At 69.5% G+C, this 18,127-nt stretch carries 20 protein-coding genes; 8 read left to right on the forward strand and 12 right to left on the reverse strand.

The annotated features are described in order from the left end of the window. Positions 1-3 precede the first annotated feature (3 nt). A complete protein-coding gene (locus ACWGIH_RS20145; protein ID WP_453445575.1) occupies positions 4-870 on the forward strand; it encodes a methyltransferase in 867 nt (288 codons plus the stop codon). Between the two features lie 240 nt (positions 871-1,110). Here ACWGIH_RS20145 and ACWGIH_RS20150 read toward each other — a convergent pair whose 3' ends face one another. Together ACWGIH_RS20150 and ACWGIH_RS20155 are read right to left on the reverse strand one after the other, a co-directional pair. After that, positions 1,111-1,776 carry a histidine phosphatase family protein gene (locus ACWGIH_RS20150; RefSeq protein WP_453445577.1) on the reverse strand — a complete coding sequence of 222 codons (666 nt, stop codon included), beginning with the start codon at positions 1,774-1,776 and terminating at the stop codon, positions 1,111-1,113. A gap of 149 nt (positions 1,777-1,925) precedes the next feature. Next, complete coding sequence (locus ACWGIH_RS20155; protein WP_453445579.1) at positions 1,926-3,059, reverse strand: PQQ-dependent sugar dehydrogenase; 1,134 nt, start codon at positions 3,057-3,059, stop codon at positions 1,926-1,928. Positions 3,060-3,488: 429 nt separating this feature from the next. Between ACWGIH_RS20155 and ACWGIH_RS20160 the strand changes: the two genes are divergently transcribed. Continuing rightward, the gene (locus ACWGIH_RS20160; protein ID WP_453445581.1) at positions 3,489-4,793 is read left to right on the forward strand and encodes a phosphatase PAP2 family protein; all 1,305 of its coding nucleotides are present in this window, start codon (positions 3,489-3,491) and stop codon (positions 4,791-4,793) included. A 31-nt stretch (positions 4,794-4,824) separates the two neighbouring features. On the opposite strand, the gene ACWGIH_RS20165 is transcribed toward ACWGIH_RS20160, so the two are convergent. Both ACWGIH_RS20165 and ACWGIH_RS20170 read right to left on the reverse strand, forming a co-directional pair. Further along, positions 4,825-5,271: a DinB family protein gene (locus ACWGIH_RS20165; protein ID WP_453445583.1), complete on the reverse strand. Its 447-nt coding sequence runs from the start codon at positions 5,269-5,271 to the stop codon at positions 4,825-4,827. 4 nt (positions 5,272-5,275) lie between these two features. After that, positions 5,276-5,980: an SAM-dependent methyltransferase gene (locus ACWGIH_RS20170; protein WP_453445585.1), complete on the reverse strand. Its 705-nt coding sequence runs from the start codon at positions 5,978-5,980 to the stop codon at positions 5,276-5,278. A gap of 144 nt (positions 5,981-6,124) precedes the next feature. On the opposite strand from ACWGIH_RS20170, the gene ACWGIH_RS20175 reads away from it, so the two are divergent. Continuing rightward, positions 6,125-6,721: a helix-turn-helix domain-containing protein gene (locus tag ACWGIH_RS20175; protein ID WP_453445586.1), complete on the forward strand. Its 597-nt coding sequence runs from the start codon at positions 6,125-6,127 to the stop codon at positions 6,719-6,721. Positions 6,722-6,783: 62 nt separating this feature from the next. Here the strand turns inward: ACWGIH_RS20175 and ku are convergent, their stop codons facing one another. After that, the gene (gene ku / locus ACWGIH_RS20180; RefSeq protein ID WP_453445588.1) at positions 6,784-7,812 is read right to left on the reverse strand and encodes a non-homologous end joining protein Ku; all 1,029 of its coding nucleotides are present in this window, start codon (positions 7,810-7,812) and stop codon (positions 6,784-6,786) included. Between the two features lie 185 nt (positions 7,813-7,997). Here ku and ACWGIH_RS20185 point away from each other — a divergent pair, with 185 nt between their 5' ends. Then, on the forward strand, positions 7,998-8,840 hold the full coding sequence (locus tag ACWGIH_RS20185; protein WP_453445590.1) for a restriction endonuclease: 843 nt from the start codon (positions 7,998-8,000) through the stop codon (positions 8,838-8,840). 113 nt (positions 8,841-8,953) lie between these two features. Here the strand turns inward: ACWGIH_RS20185 and ACWGIH_RS20190 are convergent, their stop codons facing one another. The 3 genes from ACWGIH_RS20190 to ACWGIH_RS20200 form a co-directional block, all read right to left on the reverse strand. Continuing rightward, on the reverse strand, positions 8,954-9,214 hold the full coding sequence (locus ACWGIH_RS20190; protein ID WP_451207741.1) for a GlsB/YeaQ/YmgE family stress response membrane protein: 261 nt from the start codon (positions 9,212-9,214) through the stop codon (positions 8,954-8,956). Between the two features lie 81 nt (positions 9,215-9,295). Beyond that, positions 9,296-10,555, reverse strand: coding sequence for a cation:proton antiporter (locus ACWGIH_RS20195; RefSeq protein WP_453445592.1), 1,260 nt, complete (start codon positions 10,553-10,555; stop codon positions 9,296-9,298). Positions 10,556-10,648: 93 nt separating this feature from the next. Then, positions 10,649-11,248 carry a flavodoxin family protein gene (locus ACWGIH_RS20200; protein WP_453445594.1) on the reverse strand — a complete coding sequence of 200 codons (600 nt, stop codon included), beginning with the start codon at positions 11,246-11,248 and terminating at the stop codon, positions 10,649-10,651. 258 nt (positions 11,249-11,506) lie between these two features. Here ACWGIH_RS20200 and ACWGIH_RS20205 point away from each other — a divergent pair, with 258 nt between their 5' ends. Then, on the forward strand, positions 11,507-11,635 hold the full coding sequence (locus ACWGIH_RS20205; protein ID WP_453445596.1) for an LPFR motif small protein: 129 nt from the start codon (positions 11,507-11,509) through the stop codon (positions 11,633-11,635). 54 nt (positions 11,636-11,689) lie between these two features. Here ACWGIH_RS20205 and ACWGIH_RS20210 read toward each other — a convergent pair whose 3' ends face one another. Together ACWGIH_RS20210 and ACWGIH_RS20215 are read right to left on the reverse strand one after the other, a co-directional pair. After that, on the reverse strand, positions 11,690-12,892 hold the full coding sequence (locus ACWGIH_RS20210) for an FUSC family protein (RefSeq protein ID WP_453445715.1): 1,203 nt from the start codon (positions 12,890-12,892) through the stop codon (positions 11,690-11,692). Positions 12,893-13,013: 121 nt separating this feature from the next. Further along, a complete protein-coding gene (locus ACWGIH_RS20215) occupies positions 13,014-13,169 on the reverse strand; it encodes a DUF6131 family protein (RefSeq protein ID WP_363206802.1) in 156 nt (51 codons plus the stop codon). Between the two features lie 315 nt (positions 13,170-13,484). On the opposite strand from ACWGIH_RS20215, the gene ACWGIH_RS20220 reads away from it, so the two are divergent. The 3 genes from ACWGIH_RS20220 (at position 13,485) to ACWGIH_RS20230 (ending at position 15,813) form a co-directional block, all read left to right on the forward strand. After that, on the forward strand, positions 13,485-14,138 hold the full coding sequence (locus ACWGIH_RS20220; protein WP_453445598.1) for a YceI family protein: 654 nt from the start codon (positions 13,485-13,487) through the stop codon (positions 14,136-14,138). Positions 14,139-14,279: 141 nt separating this feature from the next. Beyond that, complete coding sequence (locus tag ACWGIH_RS20225) at positions 14,280-14,936, forward strand: maleylpyruvate isomerase N-terminal domain-containing protein (RefSeq protein WP_453445600.1); 657 nt, start codon at positions 14,280-14,282, stop codon at positions 14,934-14,936. Between the two features lie 166 nt (positions 14,937-15,102). Then, positions 15,103-15,813, forward strand: a complete 711-nt coding sequence (locus ACWGIH_RS20230) for a heparin lyase I family protein (protein WP_453445602.1) — start codon at positions 15,103-15,105, stop codon at positions 15,811-15,813. Between the two features lie 22 nt (positions 15,814-15,835). On the opposite strand, the gene ACWGIH_RS20235 is transcribed toward ACWGIH_RS20230, so the two are convergent. Continuing rightward, the gene (locus ACWGIH_RS20235; protein WP_453445604.1) at positions 15,836-17,569 is read right to left on the reverse strand and encodes an ABC-F family ATP-binding cassette domain-containing protein; all 1,734 of its coding nucleotides are present in this window, start codon (positions 17,567-17,569) and stop codon (positions 15,836-15,838) included. A gap of 3 nt (positions 17,570-17,572) precedes the next feature. Beyond that, a complete protein-coding gene (locus ACWGIH_RS20240) occupies positions 17,573-18,052 on the reverse strand; it encodes a cupin domain-containing protein (protein WP_453445606.1) in 480 nt (159 codons plus the stop codon). Between the last annotated feature and the right edge of the window lie 75 nt (positions 18,053-18,127).

The raw sequence follows: 18,127 nt of genomic DNA on the forward strand, positions 1-18,127 counted from the left end.
GGCATGAACCACGCTTCCTCGCACGCAGGCCACCACGGCACCGACCCCCATTCCCACCACGCACCGGACACCGACAGCCAGGCCGAGATCCTCGATCTGGACGCGGAGGTGCTCGCCGAGCACATCGCGTCCATCACCGCATGGCTGCCCGTCGAGAAAGCGCCACGGCACATCGTGGACCTGGGCTGCGGGACCGGGGCGGGCACCTTCGCGCTGCTGGCCCGTTTCCCCGAGGCGGAGGTGACCGCCGTCGACGCGTCGGCCGATCATCTGCACCGCCTGCGAGCGAAGGCGGAGGCGCTGGGGACGGCCGACCGGGTGCGCACGGTGGCTGCCGATCTCGACGCTGACTGGCCCGACCTCGGCCGGCCCGAGCTGGTGTGGGCGTCGGCGTCGATGCACCACATGGCCGACCCCGACAGCGCCCTGCGCAGGGCGCACGACCTGACCGCGCCCGGCGGGCTGTTCGCCGTCGTCGAGCTGGCCGGCTTCCCCCGCTTCCTGCCCGCCGACGCTCCGGCGGACCGGCCCGGCCTCGAAGAACGCTGTCACACCGCGCTCGATTCTCACGAAGCCGAGCATGTACCGCACCGAGGCGCGGACTGGGGTCCCAAGCTGGCGGCCGCCGGGTTCACCGTCGAGGGCGAGCGGACGATCAGCGTGCACGTAGACGGCTCCCGCAGCCCGGCGGTCGCCAGGTACGCGCTGAGCAGCCTGAAGCGCCTGCGGGCCGGCGCCCATGCCCTGACCGCCGAGGATCTCGCCTCGCTCGACCAACTGCTCGACACCGAGGGCCCGCTCAGTCTGTTGCGCCGCGACGACCTCGCGCTCCGCACCGAGCGCACCGTATGGGCCGCACGCCGCGCCTGAGCCCGCGGACGAGCGCGACCAGCTCCCGACCATCGTGGTCGGCGTCGCCGAGCCGGCACCCGCACGCAAAAAGGGGTGGGCCCGTCACGTGCGAACGGAAACGGGCCCACCCACAGCGTCCTCGGGAACGCCTCCGGCCACCGTACGGTCACTCGCGCCCCCGCGCCCGTCGGCAAGGCCACCGGGGAGGACTTTCGCCGGGCGGGCGGGCGGGCGGCGCGTGCGCGGCTCGCCGATGGCTCAGGCCACCGGCACGGGCGCCTCTCCCGTCGGACCGCTGTCCTCGGGCGACTCCCCTTCCGGGCCCAGCGGGCGTCCCTCCCACACCAGGGCCCGCCAGCCCTCGTCGGGTGAGCCTTCGAGGATCACCACGCCCGTGTTGGCCAGCGGGTGACTCGCCGCGTACTCCACGTCGACGTTGACCGCCCGGGCCGCCACCCACGTACGGATCACGGCACCGTGGCTGACCAGCGCCACCGTCTCGGCTCCCGTCGCGGCAGCCTCCGCGACGACGGCGTCGAAGCGTCCCAGAGCCTCACGGCCGTTCTCGCCGCCGGGCATCCGGCGCTCCACGTCGCCCCCGGACCAGGCGAAAGCGGTGGACATGTAGACGGTGGCGGCTTCGTGGTCGCCCCGCATCTCCAGGTCCCCGGCGGACAGCTCCCGGATGCCGTCCCTGATCTGCGGCTCGAGACCCGTCGCGGCGGCGAGCGGCGCGGCCGTGACCTGGGTCCGCAGCAGCGTGGAGACGTACAGGGCCTCGATCTTCTCGTCGGCCAGCGCCTCCGGCAGCGCCGCCGCCTGGTCCTGCCCCAGCGGCGTCAGCGCCGGGCCCGGGACCCCGGTGTCCAGGAGGTGCTTGAGGTTGGACGGGGTCTGGCCATGGCGTATGAGCAGCAGGCGCATGCGGGGACTACCTTCCCTGGGCGGCGACGGAACAAGCTCTTCCACTCTGCCACCGAAATCCGGCACCACGGCATCACGCTCGTCCCACGCCGTCCGGGCGGGCGTGATCACACCCTCCCGGACGGCTCGGCCGCGTTTCGGGGCGGGACCTACCCGCGAGCGATGCGGTAGACGCTGCCGCCGATGTCGAGCACGTACAGCTCGCCGTTGCCTCCTTGTACGAACGAGACGACCTCCCCGGCGCTGACTCCGAGGTCGCTGACGCCGGTCACCTTGCCGTTCTGCATCCGCAGGGAGCGGATGGTGCCGTCGCAGTAGTCGCTGAACACGTACTGGCCCTTGAGCTCCGGGATGGCCTTGCCCCGGTAGACGTATCCGCCGGTGACCGAGCAGCCGAGGCCGGTGCGGTCGTACTCGTGGACCGGCGGCACGTGGTTGGCCGGCTCCGTGCCGCCCCGGAAGGGGTGGGTGCCCTCCATCTGCGACCAGCCGTAGTTCTCGCCGCCCTCGCTGTCCGCCGGCGCCCAGTCGATCTCCTCCCACGCGCTCTGGCCGACGTCACCGATCAGCAGGTCGCCCGTACCGGCGTCGAAGGAGAACCGCCACGGGTTGCGCAGCCCGTACGCCCAGATCTCGTCCCTCGCCTTCGGGTCGTCGACGAACGGGTTGTCCCGCGGGATCGCGTACGGTTCGCCGCCTCTCGGGTCGATGCGCAGCAGCTTGCCGAGCAGTGTGTCGAGGTTCTGACCGTTGCCGTGCGGGTCGCCTCCCGCGCCGCCGTCGCCGAAGGCGACATAGAGGTAGCCGTCGGGGCCGATCTTGATGTCGCCGCCGTTGTGGTTCGGGTAGGGCTGTGTCTGCGTGAGGACGGTGCGTCGGGTGTCGGGCCGGATCTTGCCGTGTCGTACGGCGAACTCGTCCACCGTGCTGGTGCCTTCGAGGTTCGTGTACGAGATGTAGAAGTGCGCGAACTTCTTGTCGAACGCGATGCCCAGCAGACCACGTTCGCCGTCACTGGTCGTCTCCTTGGATATGTCGAGGACGGGTTTCCCCAGCCCCTTGCGGTCCAAGACCCGTACGGTGCCCGCGCGTTCGGCCAACCAGACCGTGCCGCCGGGTCCGGCGGCGCCCGCGGTCGGGTTCGTGGCCGTGGTCACCTTCTTGAGCGCGACCGTCGGGGCCTGTGGTGGGGTGGGCTCGTCGGCGGACGCGTCGGCCAAGGCGAGGGAGGCGACGAGGCAGAGGGCGCCGATGATCGCCGAGCTTCTGGTGCGAACTTTCACCGTGATCCTCCTGGAGGCGGCGAAGGGGGAGGTCACCCGGCTGCTAGGGGCAGAGTTCGGGGGTGTTCGCCCGCGCCAGCACGCAACCTGGGTGGGGGTGGTGTGCCACTGGCACGCTTGAGGATACTGGGGCGGCGGTTGCTGGTATAGACCAAGAAGTGGCCTTCTGGAAACGGATGTTGAAGGCGGAGTTGAAGTGGGGGAAACTCTTCTGTCCCGTCTTCCACACTGCTCCGCTAACATGATCGAACTCACGACGAGTGCCCTGATCGCCCATACTTCACCAGGAAACAACGCCATTCAGCACGAAGAGTGAGCTATTACCCGCAACTAACAAATCGGCCAAAACAATTGATATCTAGAGAATCGCGAAGCTCTTCGCGCATCGATTACAGGGCAGTGCTCACAGCATGGCGCCGACCACGCGCGATGCTGTGGACAGCGGCGGCCGTGGTGGCCCTCGGGTTCCTCGTCGCACTGGAGATCGCCGCGCGCCATTACGGCGTGGCCGGGCCGATCACCAACCAGGCGCGCGAGGTGATCTTCGCCCCCAAGTCAGGGCCACTGCTGTACGCGGGCATGGCGTTGATGATGGTGGTGTTCACCTGGCGACAGCGGTTCATCGCGCTGGGTGTCGCGGTCGGCATCGATGTCGTCTTCTTCCTGGTGCGATGGGCTGTCGACGCCAAGATGATGTTCGGCAACGGCGCGTTGTGGGTGATCCTGGGCTGTGCGGTCATCGCCTTCACGCGCCGCACCGGCCAGGAGCGTGCCCTGCTGCTGAAGGGCATCGGGCTGAGCCTGCTCCTCGTGGCCGGCCGCAAGACGGGCGACACCTGGCTGCTCATCACGTCGAAGACCCGCCCTGCGGTGCTCGACCAGTACGTGGCCACCGCGGACCACGCACTGGGCAACCCCTCATGGCTGGTGGGCCGGATGGTCTCGGCCACCGGGCCCGTCGGTGCCCACGTGCTCGACTACGTCTACATCCAGCTCGCGGTGGCCGCGGTCATCGTCGCCCTGTACCAACTGCGCAATGTGTCGGTCGAGCGCCGCTTCCCGGCCCACCATCTGGTGCGTACGTTCCTGGTCATCGGCCTGCTCGGACCGGCCATCTACATGATCTTCCCGGTGGTCGGACCGATCTTCACCTACGGCGACGGCGCCTTCGGCACCGGTGGCGAGCAGTGGGCCCTGGCCAACCTGTGGCCGCACACACCGCCGCCGATCGCCACCCCGGAATCAATGCCGTTCGACGAGATCACCCCGCGCAACTGCATGCCCAGTCTGCACACGGCGTGGGCCACCACGATCTTCATCCATTCCCGCAGGGGCCCACGGGTGCTGCGCTACGCGGGCGTGTTCTGGCTGGTCGCCACGCTCGGCGCGACGCTGGGATTCGGCTACCACTACGGCGTGGACATCATCGCCGGTGTGGTGTTCGCGTTCACGATCGACGCGGCGCTGCGCTCGATGGCCCGTGGCTGGGACCGGGCGGGAATCCAGCTCGTCGTGTACGGCACGACGGTATTCGCGCTGCTCCTGGTCTCTTATCGCTATCTGCCGATGCAGATGGCCAGGCACCCGTGGATATTCGGTCCGCTTCTCGTCCTGGCGATGATCTCGGTGGTCCAGGGCTATGCGCGGACCACCAAGTTGTGGGAGCCGAAAGCCGTGCCGGCACAGCAGCCGGAACCCCAGCCCGAACCCCTGAGTCAGGTCGCGGGCGGCTGATCGGAGGGCGTGGGTCTTGGGATGAGCAGGGTCAGCGGCCGGTGGACCCGTCGATCTGTTCGCGCAGGATGTCGGCGTGACCGGCGTGCCTGCCGGTCTCTTCGATCATGTGGACCAGGACCCATCGCATGGACGGCACCGCCCCTCGGCGTGGGGCTCGCGGGGCGGGCCGGGCCAGGTCCGGGCAGGCGTCGATGACCTGGTTCGCCCGCTCGACCGTCCGCCGGTAGTCGGCGAGCAGGCCGTCGACGGAGTCGTCCGCCGACGGCCGCAGCGTCGCGGGCCAGTCGCCGGCATCCTCACCGAGGAAGTAGAAGCGTTCGACGCACGCCAGGTGCTTGAGCAGCCCGAGAAGGCTGGTGCCCGAGGGCACTCCGGCCGTCCGGACCCGCGGTTCCGGCACACCCGCGACCTTGTCGGCGACCGAGTTCCGCAACTGGTCGAGGCAGCCCCGCAGGGTGTCCTTCTCGTCGTCCATCGGGTCACTCCGTTCCGGCGTGCTGTACGAGGGCGTGCTGCACGAGCAGCACGTTGTCGATGACGGTGGCGCTCTCACCGGCGGGTCCGGTGGCCCGGCGCTGGGGCATGTCGGCGCGCAGTACGGACCAGCGCGCCGGGTCGAGATCGAGTTCGGCGGCGATCTCGGTGGGTGTGGGGTGGTGGATGCCTGGGTCCTGGTTCCAGGACCAGGGCGCTGTGGAACCGTGATCGACGATCAGCAGGAGCCCACCTGGCCGCAGGGCCCTGGCGGCGGTGCGCAGGACCCGGGCGCGGGGCAGCTGGAGCGGGGTGTGGAAGTACTGGGCGGAGATGAGGTCGAACCGCCCGGCCGGGAAGCTCTCGGCCAGGTCGTGCTGTCGGGCGGTGACCCGGTCCGCGATGCCGAGTTCCCGGGCACGTTCCCGCACGCGTTCGACGGCGGTGGTGGAGATGTCGACGGCGGTGACCTGCCAGCCCTGGCGGGCGAGCCAGATGGCGTCACCGCCCGCCCCGCAGCCCAGATCCAGGGCGGCGCCTGGGGCCAGTGGCGAGACGGTCTCGGCGAGCAGCGGGTTGACGCGTGCGGCCCCGGGGCGCCGGGAGCGGTAATGCCGCTCCCAGAACAGGCCGGCGTTCTCGTCCGCCGCGCCTTGGCCATCCCCGCCGGCTGTGTCGGCCACCGCCCGGCGGTCTTCTGTGGAATCCATTGCGGTACCCCTTCGTCGGCCGACGTGGCGAGCGCGACGCGATGCGCGCCTGGACGCCGGTGATGTACCGACAGCATCGGCACCGCCGTTCCACCCTTGCAAGAAAAGTTGCGGATCCGCATCATCGATCCGCATCATCGAGGCATGGACACCACGGACGGCGGGAGCAACCACGCGGAGGACGTCTTGGCCGGGGTCGGGCCCCGGCTGCGGTCCCTGCGCCAGGCTCGGGGCGCCACACTGGCGGCGCTGGCGGACGAGACCGGCCTCACGGCGAGCACCCTGTCCCGCCTGGAGAACGGCAGGCTGCGCCCCACCCTGGAACAGCTGCTGCCCCTGGCGCGGGCGCACGGCGTCCCGCTGGATGATCTCGTCGCGGCGCCGCCCACCGGCGATCCCCGCGTCCATCTGCGGCCGGTGCGGCGCTCCGGCCTCGTGATGGTGCCGCTGACCAGACGGGCCGGGGGCATCCAGGCGTACAAGGTGATCTACCCGCCCGCCGGCCAGGCGCCCACCTTGAGTCTCCGGACCCACGAGGGATACGAGTGGTTCTACGTCCTCAACGGACGCGTCAGGTTCGTGCTCGGCGAGCAGGAGTTCCAGCTCGGCGAGGGCGAGGCCGCGGAGTTCGACACCCGCGTACCGCACTGGATCGGCAGTGCCGACAGCCGGCCCGCGGAACTGCTCGCCCTGTTCGGCCCGCAGGGAGAGCGTGCGCATCTGGCACCGTCCAGCCACTGACAGCCCCGACCTTGCGAGCGGACTGACTGTTCAGGGCCGGTGCCCTGCATGGGGCCGGCGGCTCAGGCGGTGCGCCTCGGCCTTCTCGCGGCGGGCTTCTGGGCGGTCGCCTTCTTGGCCGTCGTCTTCTTGGCGGTCGCTTTCGTACCGGCCGTCTTCTTGCCGGTGGTCTTCCTCACCACTGAGGTCTTGGCTGTCGAAGACTTGGGCGCGGAGGTCTTGGCCGTCGCCTTCTTCGCGGCCTTCTTGGTGGACGCCTTCTTCTTGGGCATCTCGTGGACGGTGGCGTCCCTGCCGGTCTCGCCCCGGGACGACTGAGCCTTCTGCACGGACTCCTGGAGCGCGGCCATCAGGTCGAGGACCTGCCCGGCCGGCGCTTCCTCCTCATCCGGCTTGGGCGGCTTCTTCCCGTCGGCCTTCGCCTGGATGACCTGCTCCAGGGCTTCGGTGTAGCGGTCGGTGGCCCACTCCTGGCCCGCGATGCCGTCCGTGGTCATGGAGTCGATGAGGAGGATCGCCCGGTCGACCTCGTCGTCGTCCAGGTCCATCTCCTTGGGGGCCAGCTCCTGGGGGCTCCGGATCTCGTCGTCCCACTTCATGGCGTGCAGCAGGATCACGTCGTCCTGCACACGCAGCAAGCCGAGTCGCTCACGCCCGTGCCATGCGAACTTGGCGACGGCGGCCTTGCTGTTCCGCTCCAGGGCCTTGCGCAGGAGCGTGTAGGGCTTGTTCGCGACCTGCCCGTCGGCCTGCAGGTAATACCCCTCGCCGATCCTGATCGGATCGATCGATTCATAGGGCACGAAACCGGCGATCTCGATCGCCTTCGCGGTCGGGAGCGGCATCTCGTCGAGCTCGTCGTCGGTGACGGCGACGATCGTGTCCTTGCTGACCTCGAAGCCCTTGCCGATCTCGGCGTTCGTGAGCTGCTTGCCGTCGAGGTCACAGATCTTCCGCGTGCGGACCCGCCCCATGTCCTCCAGGTGGTACTGGTGGAAGCTGATGCTGTGGTTCTCGGTGGCGGGCAGAACCTTGATCGGGATCGTGACCAGGCCGAACGAGATCGCGCCTGACCAGACGGGTCGGGGCATGCGGTACCTCCGTGACAGCCCCGAGGACACCAGCCTAGAAGCGAGTCCGGCGGGCGGCACGTGGAGCGCACCCACAGGCATCGCGGCGAGGGATCTTCAGGTCGTTGATCTTGGGCACACGGAGACAAGTGATCTTCGTTGTCGTCCTCCCTAAGGGAGAACGTCGTCCTCCGTAAGGGAGAGCAATGACCGTACCCCCGCGCCCGGTTCGACGTATCGACCGTGAGCGGCGCTTCAACCTGCGGGCCACCACCCTGTTCTTCCTCCTGCTCGCGATCATCCTGTGCGTCCTGGCGTTCGTGGTCCGCACCGCTGCGGACATCGTCGAGAGCCGTCCGCTGTGGGCAGGCTCAATCATCGTGGTGGGCATCGCGGCCGCGCACCTGGGCCGTTCCAGGTGGCGGCGTTTCTCCGCCGCGAGATACGCGCGCCGCGCGGCCGAGGCACTGGAGGAGGCCGCCGAGCGGGCCTCCGAGAGCCTCGGCGCCGCGGACACGGTCGGCGGACCACAGCCCGAAGCGATACCGGCGGACCCTCCGGAGCGGGAGATCCCGCTCGACGTGCCACCCCCCGACCCCGCGGCAGAGGTGTTGGACGGGGAGGAGGCGACTGTCGTCCTCGACGCTCCGGACGACTACGCGGAACTCGATCCCGACGGCTTCGAGCACGCCATAGCCGAGCTGTGCGCCCGTGACGACTGCCGCGAGGTGGAAGTGGTCGGCGGCGCCTGCGACTTGGGCGCGGATGTCCTGGCGATCACCCCTGACGGGCTCCGTATCGTCATCCAGTGCAAGCGCTACGGCGACGACAACAAGGTCGGCTCGCAGGACCTGCAGCGTTTCGGCGGGACGTGCTTCACCGTCCACGAGGCGGACATAGCGGCGCTCGTCACGACGAGCGACTTCACCGCTCCCGCCCTGGAGTACGCGCAGCAGTGCGGCATCGTGTGCGTGGACGGCGAAGATCTGCGGGCCTGGCTGGACGGCACCGGCCCCAGCCCCTGGGAGGCAGCAGCCGTCGAGGGCTGACCGGGTCGGACCGGCGGAAGCCCGCCGGCCTGCTTCTTGTCACTGCCGACGCCGCCGCCACCGATGTGCCGCCGCCGACGCAACTTCCGCTCGCTCCACGCAACTTCACTTGCTCAGCGCAGCTTCACCTTGCTCAGCGCGGCAACGCCCAGCGCCGCGAGACCGATCTGGATGAGCCATTCGATCCAGTCCACTCCGTCGGTGTTCGCCACGTCCAGACCTGCCGCGACGGCCGTGCCGATCAACGCCGCCACGATGCCGACGACCAGCGTCCAGAGAATGCCGATGCGCTGGCGTCCGGGAACGACGAGTCGCCCCAGTATCCCGATGACGATTCCGATCACCACAGCGCTGATGAGACCCGAAATCTCCACGATTTCCCCTTGGTTGGCGTCCTGTCACCAACCGAGTGCCCATGGGCCGGACGGATAGGCCCCGCTTCCCCCGTCGCCCTCTCACCGCCCGCGGTAGCCGACCTTGTCCAGGCGCCTGAGCACGGGCGAAGCCGCGGTTCCGTGCAGTATCACCGACAGCAGGACGATGAACGTCACCACCGCCCACAACTCCTCCTGGAACGCCTGGAGATCCCCCTCCCCCAGCGCGTACGCGAGGTAGAACACGGACCCGATTCCGCGGATGCCGAAGAAGGAGGTCACCGCGCGTTCCCCAGGGGTCGTCCGCCCCCGCAGCTGGGCGATCCAGCCGGTGAGCGGACGGATCACGAGCAGTACCAGGACGGCTGTCACCGCGCTGCCCCAGGAGAGCGCGGAGAGCCCGCCGCAGGCGATGAACCCGCCGATGAGGAGCAGCACACCGGCCGTGAGGAGCCGCTCCACCTGCTCCATGAAGGTGTGCATCACCAGTTGGTAGCCGTGGGCGCGCTCGGCGGCCCGGATCGCGCAGGCCGTCGTGAACACCGCGAGGAACCCGTAGCCGTGCAGTACTTCCGTGAGGCCGTACGAGATGAAGGTCGCCGCCAGTGCGACGAACCCCTCCCGGTGTTCGGAGAGCCGCAGCGCCTCCCAGCCGGCCCGGAAGAACATCCACCCGAGCAGTCGGCCGACCAGCAGACCCACCGCCACGCCGACCGTGACGCGTACGATCACGTCGCTCCACAGCCAGTGGCCCACCCACTCGCCGGACCAGCCCGTCTCCGAGGCGGCGAACATCGCGAGGCCGGCCATGACCAGCGGGAAGGCGAGACCGTCGTTCAGGCCCGCTTCTCCGGTGAGGGCGAAGCGCACCTCGTCCTCGTCGTTCTCGGCGTCGGTCGGCTCGCCGACCCGTACCTCCGCCGCGAGCACCGGGTCGGTGGGGGCGAGCACCGCGCCCAGCAGCAGGGCGACGGCCGGCGGCCAGTCCACAAGACCCCAGGCGACGAGCGCGGTGGCCACGACGGTCAGGGGCATCGTGATGCCGAGAAGTCGCCACGCGGTGGACCAGGACCGGCGGCCGAACGGTCTGTTGATCGCGAGACCCGCGCCCATCAGGGCCACGATGACGCACACCTCGGTGAGGTGCTCCAACCACGCCCGGTGCTCGTAGGGGTCGAGCTCGGGCAGCCCGGTCGGCAGCAGATAGACGAGGAAGCCGACGGCCAGGAAGACCATCGGCATCGACATGGGCTGGCGCGCCACCAGCCGGGGCAGCACCGCGGCGAGCAGTGCGCCGATGCCCATGCAGGCGTATCCGACGTCCGCAGCGGTCACGTCCATCTGTCGGCGCCCGCCTTCGTGGTCATCTCCCGTCCTTCCGACGCCTGATCCGTTTCGCTTCGTTCCGGCCGAAGGCCGTCCGGTGCGGGGATGTCAGGGGGCCGGGTAGGGCTTTCGGGCGAGGAGCTCGGCCAGGTGGAAGGCGTTGACGGCGAGGGCGTGGGTGGCGGAGGCGACGGACTCGGGGGTCTCGTCCAGATCCTGGTAGTCAGTGCCCTGCTTCGCCTCGCCCACCCAGTAGGTGACGGCGTAGGGCGCCAGCGAGAAGCCGAGGTCGTTGAAGCCCTGGAAGACGTCCGCGCTCACCTTGTGCGCGCCGTCCTCGTTGCCGACCACGGCCACCGCCGCGACCTTCCCGTACATCAGGGGCCGGCCGTCGTCGTCGGTCTCCGACATGTCCGCGTTCAGGCGCTCCAGGACGCGCTGGCAGACGCTCGACGGGTGGCCCAGCCAGATCGGCGTGGCAAGGAGCACGATGTCGGCCGCCAGCACCTTCTCGCGCAGGGCCGGCCAGCCGTCGCCGTTGCCCAGGTCGGCCGCGACGCCGGGGTGGATGTCGTGGTCGGCCACCCGGACCGTCTCCACCTCGACCCCCAGCTTGTCGAATTCGGCCATGACCTGATCGGACAGCGTGTGGCTGCTGGACGCGGTCGGCGAGGAATTCAGCGTGCATACCAAGGACAGCGCGCGCATGTGATGCTCCATTCTTCGGTGCGGGGGCGGGTGTATCCCTGGAGGCGTTCCCGATTGGATCAACCCTAATCAAGCGGGCTTTAAAGAACGGAGAACGCCGCGGCATACGGACCCCGTCCGAAGCGGCCCATGTTTTCGCCGCCATTCGCAGGGCAACCGGTATTGAACAAGCCGTACGGCAGTTAACGAACCGACGGCGGGCAAGAAGCCCGACGCAGGGCAAGACGAGCAAGTAAAGACGTTCTTTGGAGGTCCCTCATGCTGAAGGCCATTGCAGATGTACTCCGAGCCATCGGTGGAGCCATCGCCACGGTCGTCACCCTTCCCTTCCGCGCCGTCGCCCGGCTCTTCGGAGGTGCCTCCGCCAGCGCCCGCGGCCACCACTGACCGCGCAGTCGCCCTTGAAAGGGCCCCACGGTCACCCGTGACCGTGGGGCCCTTTCACGCGTCTTGACCGACGTACCGCTGAAGCACGTCGCAGGCGTACTGGAACTCCTCCATCAACCGGGTGGACTCCACGACAAGGACCCCGTACGGACGAGCCGGGTCGGCCAGCGGAAGGCCGGCCCGGTTCGCTCCGTCCCTCACCTTCCGGCAGCACTCCTGGGCCTCGTCGGCCAGCTGACACAGCTGCCGGGCCTGTTCCACGAGGGAGTCCTCGTCCAGCTGGCCGAGCACCTCGCCGATCTTCGCGAGGGATTCGAGGAAGCCGGCGTAGTCGTCGAGGAAGGCCCGGTCGTCGTGCCGGCCCCCGTCGTCCTCCTGCCACTGATCCAGTCCACGCGTCAGTGACGCCACCTGGTACAGCGAGCGTTCGAGGGCTCCGAGCACCGAGCCGTACCCCTCGAACGAGGTCCGGCCCCGATGCCTGCGCAACAGCCGCCGAGGGTTGAAGTAGAGGCTTTCCTCCGCCGTACGCAGCCCTTCCCTGGCCTGGGTGATCTGGCCACCGGTCTGCTCGGCCCGCCGGCGCCACTGCTTGCAGCGCTCCTCGTCCACCTCACCCTCACGCAGCGCCGGATACATGTCGCTCACCAGCTCGCCCAGAGCAGTGGACAGCGAACGGATCCCGTGCTCGGCGCTGCGGTAGCGCATCGGCGGGGCCACCGTGACGTTCACGACGACGCCGATGCCGCAGCCGATGAGGACCAGCAGGATGATCTCCCCTAGCTGGGTGATCTTCTGCGAGGCGGACGTGGCGGCGGCATACGTGGAGAAGGCGAAGAAGGCCGCGGTGGCGACCTGGGAACCTTGCGCGCCGAGTGCGGGCCAGCGTCCGATGGACAGGCCCACCAGCGCGACCAGGACGAACGTCAGCAGGTCGGGGCCGCCCAGGAATCCCAGGCCCGCCACCATGGCCACGCCGACGGCCACCGCGCCGAGGTAGCGCAGCGACTGCAGCAGGGACTGGTACACCGTCACCTGCATGATCAGCACCGCGGAGAACGGCGCGAACGCCGGTGACGGTGCGTCGAGCAGGTAGTAGGAGACCACCCAAGCCAGCGTCGCGGCCAGCGTGCTCTTCAGGACGAGGAGCAGGGTGTGGCGTTCGTAGCCCGGTGTGTCCCAGGCTCGCCGCCACCACTGGCGCACACGATCCGACCGCTCTTGGGCCGCGGACTGCGCCCGCTGCCCTCCGCCCATGCCGGCCATGCACCGACTCCATTCCGTCCAGCAGGTTGATCCAGTTCAGCCTGCTACCCGGAGGAGCCGTCCGCATGCGCACATCGGGCCGTGGGGCCCGCACGGCACATCGAGGATGCGCCTACCAGTAATGCTTTCGCCCGCCCACCGCGTGGCCGACAGATCCGAGAATCCACAGGACCACACCGATGACGAGAAGAATGACACCGATGGTCCACAGGATGGAGATGCCTGCCACTAGACCGATGATGAGCAGGATGATTCCGAGTGCGATCATTGCGCCTCCGACCCTCAGAATTATTTCAAGTATGCACCTTCTGAATGCCGATGACAGCTTCAGAGACAGCTTCGGCGTCGGGGCCGTCGAGTGGCGGAACAATCCCTGATCCCCTGATCCGCAGACCATTCGGACACGCCTGTGACGGTGTGTGATGCCGGACCACCCATTCGTGCATCCACATCCGTGTCGATCTTGTGCATCTTTCCAGTCCGCGGCGTCGAACCCGGACGAGACCTCTCATCTTGCTGAGTTGCGTCTGCCGTCGGCGTGATAACACGGAGTGATCACATCCGAAGGAGACGACGCGACATCATGGGTATCTTCAGCCGTCGCCAGACCCCGACCCTCGAGCCGATACCGGCGGTCGGGCCCAGTACGCCCTTCTCGGCATCCTCCGGCGCCGCCCTCGACCCGGCGCTTCGCGCGCTGACCGGGGAGTGGACCATCGACCGCCCGCACAGCCGCATCGGATTCTCCGTGCGGCACGCGATGGTGACGACGGTGCGAGGTGCTTTCGCTGACTACGACAGCACGCTGTACTTCGACGGTGCCCGGCCCTCCGAGTCGCGGGCCGAGATCGTCATCCGGGTCGGCAGCGTCGACACGGGCGTGGAGCAGCGGGACGCGCACCTCGTGGGCGGCGACTTCTTCGACGCGCGGCGCCATCCGGAGATGTCGTTCCGCAGCACCTCGACGGTCCATGAGGGCGGGGAGACCTTCCGGATGGCCGGGGAACTGACCATCCGCGGCGTCGCCCGGCCCGTCGAGCTGCAGCTCGACTACCTCGGTTCGGTCGTCGACCCGTTCGGCTTCGAGCGGGCCGGCTTCGACGGCACCACCACCATCGACCGCACCGACTGGGGCCTCGTCTACAACCAGCGCCTGGAGACGGGCGGCGCCATGGTGAGCGAGAAGGTCCGGCTGCAGTTCGACATCTCCGCGATCCGGGCCACGCCGCTGAGTTAGCGCTGCGACGCGGAGGAGGGCGAGGAGGGCAGGGACAGCACGGTCGGGCGCGGGCCCTCCCTGCCACGCGCGCCCTCCCTGCGTGAGCGGGCCCGCACGACCGCCTTGTCCCCCTCCTCCGCGCCGCACTACCTTGACGCCGTGGATCTCTTCTCGCGCTCATGGACGGCCCTGCGCACGGCGGTCGCCGAACTCCCCGACGATGCCTTCGCACGGCCGTCCGGCTGCACGGGCTGGCTCGTGCGGGACCTGGTGTGCCATCTGGTCGTCGACGCCCAGGACGTCCTGATCACCCTCGTGACCCCCGCCGACGCGGAGCCGACCCGCGACGCGTTGACCTACTGGGACGTCTCCGCGACGCCCCCGACCGGCGAGGACCCGCTCGACGCGTTGACCGTCCGGTTGGCCGCCGCGTACGAGGAGCCCTGGCTGCTCAAGTTCCACCTCGACGACCTGGGTTCGGCCGCCGGCCGCGCGGCCGCGCTAGCCGACCCCGACGCCCGGGTGAGCACCCGCGACGAGGTCCTCACCACGGGCGACTACCTCACCACGTACGTCATGGAATGGACCCTGCACCACCTCGACCTGATCGCACACCTCCCGAACGTGGCCGGACCGCCCGCCGAAGGGCTCGCCCGCAGCCGCGAGATGCTGGAGCAGATCGCCGGCGCCGCCTTCCCCACGTCGTTCTCCGACACGGATGCCCTGCTGGTCGGCACCGGGCGGCGCGCCCCGACCGACGCGGAGAAGTCGGCACTGGGTGACCTGACCGGGAGGCTCCCGCTCGTCCTGGGCTGATCACCACCCCGGCGAACGGGATCGTGCGCCGAGCTCCCGCCGGGCCCCCGATACCGTTTTCTGCGTCGAGGTCCTCAACTGGCGCCACACCCTTGAGCGTTCCGCCGCAGCCGTGCTAGAAACCGCTTACCACGCGAGCCCCTCCCCCCACTCGCAAGGAGCCCCCATGCGTAAGCGAACCGGCACGCTCACCGCCGCCGCCTCCTCCCTGGTCCTGCTCACCGCCGCACCCGCCGACGCCTCCGTCATCTGGGACGGCGACGCCTCCGGTGGGACCGGCGTGTTCTCCTCGACCTTGTGCGACTCACCCGGCAGCGTCTCGGCACAGGACAACGACGACGGCCGCGGTCAGGTCTTCAAGTTCAACAAGCCGCTCGGCCTCGAACGTTGCGAGGCACACGGGATCAGCGTCGGCGGCTCGCGGTACACCTTCAAGAACAACTCGACGTACTGGATCGGCTGGGACACCTCCACCAACACCCCGGACGCGGGCACGATCTTCCAGTGGAAGTCGTACGGCACCAACGACCAACATCAGCAGAACTACCCGGTGTTGATGAAGGTCGAGGGCGGTGCTCTCAAGCTGTTCCACATCGAGGCCGGTGAGAAGTGGACCCTCAAGTGGTCCACGCCCGTCACCACCAGCACGTACAAGCGCATCGTGCTCGGCATCCACACCTCGTCCGACGCTTCCGCCGGGTGGGTGTCGGCCTTCTACAACGGCACCAAGGTCGCCGAGTTCTCCGGCCGCACCTGGGACGACCTGGGCAATGACACCCGATTCGGTTCGTACGGCTCCGAGGTCAAGGACAAGCGCGTCATCAACTGGATCGACGGGCTCAAGGTCGGCACGACGTACGGAGACGTGGACAACTGAGAGGGGCGGCGGCCGCCCGGCTTCAGGCCTGCCGCACCAGCCGTCCCTCGGTCAGCTCCAGCAGGCTGCCCCGATGGCGTTCGCGCAAGGCACGGTCGTGGGTGACCATCACGACCGGGCCCGTGAACTGGTGGACGGCCTCCTGGAGTTGCTCGACCAGCGCCAGGCTGAGGTGGTTGCTCGGCTCGTCGAGCAGCAGCAGGTGAGGGCGCCGCGAGAACAGCAGCGCGAGTTCGAGGCGCCGCAGCTGGCCCACGGACAGCCGGTTGACCGGGACATCGAATTCCGCGGCCGTGAACAGACCGAACCTGGTCAACTCCCGTGCCGCGTCGTCGACATGGGCAGCGCGGTGCGCGGCGAAGGTGGACAGCACGCCGCGCTCCTCCTCGGCGTGGTCGCTCTCCTGCGGCAAGTAGCCGACACGCAGACCCGGTTCACGTACCACCACCCCCGCATCGGGCTCCCGTAGGCCTGCCAGGACGGTCAGGAGGGTGGTCTTGCCCGCGCCGTTCGCCCCGGTGATCACATGCAGCGCACCGGGGGCGAGCTCCAGGTCCACGCCCCGCAGCACATCGCCGACGACCAGGCCCTCGGCCCGCAGCAGTACACCGCGGTGCGGGCCCTCGCTCTCCGAAGCCTGGTCCGGCTCCTGCCCCGCGACCGGGAGAGGCGGCCGGAAGGACAGCGGTTCGGGCGGTCGTCGCACTTCCTCGTCCAGCAGCCGCCCGAGCTGCTGCCGGGCCGCGCGGGTGGCGCGGGACGCGGCGGCCTGGGCACCGCCCCCGGCGAGGTTGTACGACAGCTTGTCGCCGTCCCGCATCGCGCCGAAGGTGCGGCCGGACCGACCTGCCCGGTCGAGCCGGCGCCGCGCCTCGGCCAGTTCCTGACGCCAGTCGCGGTACTGCTGCCACCAGCGCGCCTGGGCCGCGGCGCGTTCGTCGAGGTAGTCGCGGTAGCCGCCGCCGTAGCGCACGGTGGAGCCACGGGGGCCGTCCAGGTCGACGATGGCGGTGACGGCGGTGTCGAGCAGCAGCCGGTCGTGCGACGCGATGAGGCACGGCCCCTGGTACTGGACCAGCCAGTGGACGAGCCAGTCCACCGCACGGTCGTCGAGGTGATTGGTCGGCTCGTCGAGGAGCAGCCCGGCGGGTTCGGTGAGGACCAGTTCGGCGAGCGCCAGGCGTGACCTCTCGCCTCCCGACAGCGTCTCGGTGGGCCGACGCCGCTCCAGGCCGCCGAGGCCGAAGACATCGAGGACCTCGCCGACGCGGGCGTCGAGTTCCCAGCCGCCGCGTCGGGCGAATTCGTCCTGGAGACGGCCGTACTCGCCGAGCACATCGCTCAGGCCCTCCGTGCCGGACGCCATCAACTCCTCGGCGGCCCGCATCCGTTCGGTCATCTCGGCGAACTCGGCGGTCGCTCGTGCGACGACGGTCTCGATGGTCGCGCCGGCCGGGAAGCCGGGCTGCTGCGGCAGGAATCCCACCAGGCCCGCCACCGCCCGTACGACCTGGCCGCGCTGCGGCGGAAGGTCACCGGCGATGGCGCGCAGCAACGTCGACTTGCCGCGGCCGTTCTCGCCGATCAGGCCCACGCGCTCGCCACGGGACACCTTCAGGGAGACATCGCGCAGAACCATGCGGTCACCGAGGACGCAGTGCACGTTCTCGGCGAGAAGGTGCGCGGTGCGGTGGTCTCCGGTCAGGACGTCCTGCGTACCGGACTGTCCCGGCCGGCCCGCCTTCGCGTGTGACATCGGTCAGTCCGCCAACGGCGTTGCGCAGCGGGCGCAGTACCGGGCGTCATCTTCGGTGGCCAGTCGGCCGCAGTCGGGGCAGACGCGGCCGAGCAGGCAGACCGGCTCGCCCGCGTCGGAGCCATCGTGCGGACCGGCGCCGAGAGCCACGCGTGGGCGGTGGGCGGTCGTGTAGACGAGCCCCGCCTCCCCCGCGTCCACGCAACGGGTGAGGCCTGCGGGAAGCCACGCCAGGGCGCCCGGTGCGAGCGGCCAGGAGCCGTCAGGCGTGCGGAGTTCACCCTCACCGGTCAGCACGCTGAACAGGACTCCGTAGTCCTCCATGTGCTCGCCGAGGCTCGCCCCGGGGGCCAGCCGCACGACGCTGGCGTCCAGATCTCTCGTCCGCTCGCCGAGCGACCACAGGACGCTGATCTGCCCCCGCCCGACGGCCGCGGTCTGTTCCGGTGCGACGAACACCGCGGCGGGGGCGGGCGTGCTCATGCGAACTCCAGTCGGCGGAGGCGGACGTACGGCTCTCGTATGAGTCGGCTGCGGTACCGGCGGGATTCGAACCCG

The organism is Streptomyces sp. NPDC054872, from assembly GCF_053610705.1.

Coding starts and splice junctions, on each gene's coding strand:
- ku (WP_453445588.1), bottom strand. CDS start 7,812: ATGCCCCGACCCGTCTGGTCAGGCGCGATCTCGTTCGGCCTGGTCACG.
- ACWGIH_RS20210 (WP_453445715.1), bottom strand. CDS start 12,892: ATGGGCGGAGGGCAGCGGGCGCAGTCCGCGGCCCAAGAGCGGTCGGAT.
- ACWGIH_RS20195 (WP_453445592.1), bottom strand. CDS start 10,555: ATGGACGTGACCGCTGCGGACGTCGGATACGCCTGCATGGGCATCGGC.
- ACWGIH_RS20205 (WP_453445596.1), top strand. CDS start 11,507: ATGCTGAAGGCCATTGCAGATGTACTCCGAGCCATCGGTGGAGCCATC.
- ACWGIH_RS20185 (WP_453445590.1), top strand. CDS start 7,998: ATGACCGTACCCCCGCGCCCGGTTCGACGTATCGACCGTGAGCGGCGC.
- ACWGIH_RS20215 (WP_363206802.1), bottom strand. CDS start 13,169: ATGATCGCACTCGGAATCATCCTGCTCATCATCGGTCTAGTGGCAGGC.
- ACWGIH_RS20220 (WP_453445598.1), top strand. CDS start 13,485: ATGGGTATCTTCAGCCGTCGCCAGACCCCGACCCTCGAGCCGATACCG.
- ACWGIH_RS20200 (WP_453445594.1), bottom strand. CDS start 11,248: ATGCGCGCGCTGTCCTTGGTATGCACGCTGAATTCCTCGCCGACCGCG.
- ACWGIH_RS20150 (WP_453445577.1), bottom strand. CDS start 1,776: ATGCGCCTGCTGCTCATACGCCATGGCCAGACCCCGTCCAACCTCAAG.
- ACWGIH_RS20170 (WP_453445585.1), bottom strand. CDS start 5,980: ATGGATTCCACAGAAGACCGCCGGGCGGTGGCCGACACAGCCGGCGGG.
- ACWGIH_RS20230 (WP_453445602.1), top strand. CDS start 15,103: ATGCGTAAGCGAACCGGCACGCTCACCGCCGCCGCCTCCTCCCTGGTC.
- ACWGIH_RS20240 (WP_453445606.1), bottom strand. CDS start 18,052: ATGAGCACGCCCGCCCCCGCCGCGGTGTTCGTCGCACCGGAACAGACC.
- ACWGIH_RS20175 (WP_453445586.1), top strand. CDS start 6,125: ATGGACACCACGGACGGCGGGAGCAACCACGCGGAGGACGTCTTGGCC.
- ACWGIH_RS20145 (WP_453445575.1), top strand. CDS start 4: ATGAACCACGCTTCCTCGCACGCAGGCCACCACGGCACCGACCCCCAT.
- ACWGIH_RS20165 (WP_453445583.1), bottom strand. CDS start 5,271: ATGGACGACGAGAAGGACACCCTGCGGGGCTGCCTCGACCAGTTGCGG.
- ACWGIH_RS20160 (WP_453445581.1), top strand. CDS start 3,489: ATGCTGTGGACAGCGGCGGCCGTGGTGGCCCTCGGGTTCCTCGTCGCA.
- ACWGIH_RS20235 (WP_453445604.1), bottom strand. CDS start 17,569: ATGTCACACGCGAAGGCGGGCCGGCCGGGACAGTCCGGTACGCAGGAC.